Here is a 3,689-nt window from a genome sequence, read left to right on the forward strand (position 1 = left end):
CGCCGACACGTCGAACAATGTCACTCAACGCGCATGACGCCCCTCATGAGAAGCAGAGTGAACGACGTCCAGCACACACCAAACCTCGCGCCACCAGCAGGTTTGCGTTCCACCCCAAAAGAACCGCGGCGATCATCGACCGCCTCACCTACCACGGCACCATCATCGAAACCGGCACCCGTTCCTACCGCCTCGCCCACAGCACCAGTGCTGGAACAGGCGATCTCGGGGAAATCTAGGATCGAATCGAGAACAATCAATCAAGGATTTGGGCTCACAATGGAATATAGGTTCTGCCCAGTCGCTGCATCAGAGAATACTATGTATGTACAAGTCTCTGCCGGTGGCGAAGACGCACCGGCTGGAACGCCCGCGCGGACGCACGGCTGACCGAGCCACGTGAATACATACACCGGGCGATCTTTAAACGTCGGAACCACCGAACCGTCAGACTGAATTTCGCCAGTCACGGTTGAGTTTGCGATCGCGAATACCGCGGTCGGCGACAAGTTCGTCGGGCACACAGCCTCGCCAGTCGTGCACGCCTCAAGTGCCGTACCCACCGAGGCCTTCGCCACCTGGCCGACCGCCGGCGGCGTCAACGTGATCCCGGCGTTGTCGTATGCCACGGTGTGGGTTAGCGGCACCGCGTTCGGCGTAGTGGCCGACTGAGTATCACCAGTTCCAACCTTTGCCGAACCGCAGGACACGATAGTTGCCAGCCCGAGCGCCGCGAGGCTTGTCAGCACCGTGGACCGCACCTGGATGTTCATCGTGCCGTCCACATCCTCACGTGGTTGCAGGCTGGGGCGTCGACTCCCCAGCGACTTGGATTCCCGTTGTAAGAGCCGAGGTAGACATTCGAACAGCTGCCATACCAGCCGTTGTTGTAAAAGTCCTGAATCAACATCGAGGAGAAGTCTTGTTTTGCAGTTGACGTGCCTGGGATATGACTTTCCGAGTGGTACGTTTCGGCACTGTATTGCACGTAGAATGGTCGAGTCCACACCGCGAACGGATCGAAGGTGGACTGATGAATCAGCGTCGTGTCGATGTTGCTTCGCATAGTCCAGGCGCTACCGGTGTAATAGGGCGATTGCCAGTACTTGTGGCTTTCTCCAACATTCGAACACCCGCTGATGTAATAGTCCGCCCAAGAACTGCCACTATTCTGTTCCGCCCAGCGCTTCACACAAGTGCCATAGCCAAACCGGTACATTGTCCCCGACTGTGCGTATCCGTTGAGGTTATTGGAAACGATCATCGTCCAGGTGGTCGAGAAATTCCAACCACCGTTGGTGTCCGTACTGCATAGTACGTAGCCGCCGCGGTCGAGTATTACCGCACTGACTCCCTCATACGAACGCGGTTCTGTGCCGTTCCAGAAATTGCTTGCCCAGCCGGTCTGGAGGTTATTCCGTGCGTCGCACGCCTCAGCCGCCGCGCGTGGAGCGGCCACCAGACTCAGAGCCGCGATGAGAAGAACGCTCGTGAGAGCGGCGATACTCCGGTGACCCCCAAAACGCCCCATGCGTGATGATACCTCGCCCGTGCCCGGGCGGGGCCACATCAGACCGCCATGACGGGGCCGACTGAGGTTGACAGAGTCACCTCCACGATCGGCGCGCTCACCACGGCATCGTGACATGTGAGCCGGATACCCCACACAGGGTGTCCATCAACGATCCGCTCGCGGCGCATCCGGCGCTGCTGACCTACCCTGGTGATATGCCCAAGCATGCGCACGCCGTGCGGCGAGGCGCCGACTCCCTACGCTGCTCCTTCTGCGGGAAGAACAAGAATGCCGTGGACAAGCTGATCGCGGGACCGAAGGGCGTCTTCATCTGCAACGAGTGCGTACGCCTGTGCGACGAAATCCTCGAAGAGGAACTGCTCGACGAGTAACGCGTGCGTACGGGTGCGACCGAAAGGGAAGGTACCTCGCGGTCTCATCGTTAGGATCGGGTCCGTGATCTCGGAGCTACCGCGAATGAAGGAGAATCTCCGAGCGCGAGCCCTCACCCTCCGTCCCTTCGACATGGACGATGTTGAGGCGCTGCACGCAATCTTCTCCGACCCACTGACTCACACGATCGGCGACGGCCCCTTCACCGACATCGAACAGACCCGGTCTTGGATCAAGAACCGGGCCCAGCGACGCAAGGAGCATGGGGTCGTCTGGTACGCGGTTCGACTTCCCACGGGCGACCTCATCGGCAACTGCGGCCTGTTCATCGGACGCACCGGCGCCGAGCCCGAGCTCGGCTTCGAGATCGCCCACGCCCACCAGGGGCACGGCTACGCGACGAGCGCCGGGACGGCGGTCGTCGCTGAGGCCCACCGCGCCGGCTTCCCCGTCGTGTGGGCCACTGCCCGACCGCATAACCACGCCTCCCTCGCTGCCCTCGGCCGATCTGGTTTCCAGCGCCACCACATAGAGAACGACGGCAAAGGGAGACTGATCTATCTGCTGCATCAGTGAGCACCAGACGGGATACCTTGCAAGCGGCGACTGCGGCTGATCAACCGGTGCCGAGCACGATGTGCGTGAGTTGCGCGAGGTTGTCGATCCGGAATCGGGCAGTCGAGAAGTCTTGGCGTGCGGTGAACCCATTGCGGACGACGGCGCATTCGATGCCTGCTGCTACCGCCGAGGCCAGCCCCCGGGCGGAGTCCTCGACAACAAGGGTCTCTCCGGCCGTGGCACCGAATCGCCGCAACCCGGTCAGGTAAGGCTCTGGGTCGGGCTTGGAGTGCTCATAATCCTCGCGAACGAGCACGAAGTCCATGAATTTCGTGAGATGACGACTGCGGTGGATCAGCTCGAAGTCAGCGCGTTTCGACGTCGTGACGATTGCCATCCGCACGTGTCCTGCCATGGCCGCCAGGGCGTCCTGGACACCGGCGATCTCGATGGACTCTGTGCATAGGTACTGCCGGTAGCGCTCATTGCGCCGTTCCTTGAGTCGCGCGAGGGTGATGTCGTCGACGCCCGCGTTGATGGCTTGGGTCCAGGTACCCGCCCCGGCAGTCATGTCCCGTAGGTACTGCTCTTTGTCGAGGTCCAGACCGACTTCCGCCAGTGCGTGCTTACCTGCGAGGTAGTACCACTGCTCCGTGTCCACCAGGACGCCGTCGTGGTCAAAGAGGACGAATGACTTCATTACCGAATCCTGTCACCACGGGAGCCATTGCCGATCTCAGCAACGTCGGCTCATCGCCTGATCCGCACGTCCCAGTTGCTCAACGCTCACCGGCGACGAGACGAACGACCGCGGCGGCGACCGGCGGATGATGTCCTCCCGTCCCGCAGGGGTGTCTCGTACGGAACAACCCCAGGGATGCGTCGCCGATAGCCAGTGAGGATCGGTGTACGGTCACGGACTGTTTGGGCCAGCCACCCGAGAGAGTCGTTGGTGGTGCACGAATGCCCGGGTAGGGGTAGCGTCGCGGAAAGGCAAGAGCGCTATCGGGACGGTGCGTACGCCATGGGTCGAGTTCAGTGGGGCGGGTTGATGGGCTCTGGGATGCTTGCGGTTTTGCTCGCAGCCTGTACGGGTTCTGGGCCCAGGGGTCTGGACACGTAGCGTCTCGGCTGGGTCGGATTCCATTGTGATGTAGGGGATTTCCCTGCGCGTGTCCCGCGCTTTGATGCCTTGAACCTGGGATAATGAGTACATGAATCAGTT

Annotated in this window: 4 protein-coding genes and 2 pseudogenes; 4 read left to right on the forward strand and 2 right to left on the reverse strand. The window is 61.2% G+C overall.

Annotated features, from left to right (window positions below):
- Positions 1-239, forward strand: a pseudogene (locus tag FGL98_RS26605) (ATP-binding protein); the annotation flags it as partial.
- A gap of 298 nt (positions 240-537) precedes the next feature.
- On the forward strand, positions 538-672 hold the full coding sequence (locus FGL98_RS26850) for a hypothetical protein (RefSeq protein WP_281289218.1): 135 nt from the start codon (positions 538-540) through the stop codon (positions 670-672).
- Between the two features lie 97 nt (positions 673-769).
- Here FGL98_RS26850 and FGL98_RS24725 read toward each other — a convergent pair whose 3' ends face one another.
- Positions 770-1,531 (reverse strand): hypothetical protein, encoded by a 762-nt coding sequence (locus tag FGL98_RS24725; RefSeq protein WP_146321495.1) that lies wholly within the window; start codon positions 1,529-1,531, stop codon positions 770-772.
- 197 nt (positions 1,532-1,728) lie between these two features.
- Here FGL98_RS24725 and FGL98_RS24730 point away from each other — a divergent pair.
- Positions 1,729-1,899: pseudogene (locus tag FGL98_RS24730) on the forward strand (ClpX C4-type zinc finger protein); the annotation flags it as partial.
- A 91-nt stretch (positions 1,900-1,990) separates the two neighbouring features.
- Positions 1,991-2,482, forward strand: a complete 492-nt coding sequence (locus FGL98_RS24735) for a GNAT family N-acetyltransferase (RefSeq protein WP_146321497.1) — start codon at positions 1,991-1,993, stop codon at positions 2,480-2,482.
- Positions 2,483-2,522: 40 nt separating this feature from the next.
- Here FGL98_RS24735 and FGL98_RS24740 read toward each other — a convergent pair whose 3' ends face one another.
- A complete protein-coding gene (locus FGL98_RS24740; protein ID WP_146321499.1) occupies positions 2,523-3,164 on the reverse strand; it encodes an HAD family hydrolase in 642 nt (213 codons plus the stop codon).
- Positions 3,165-3,689: the final 525 nt, after the last annotated feature.

It is taken from the genome of Leekyejoonella antrihumi, from assembly GCF_007845645.1.
Classification (GTDB): domain Bacteria; phylum Actinomycetota; class Actinomycetes; order Actinomycetales; family Dermatophilaceae; genus Leekyejoonella; species Leekyejoonella antrihumi.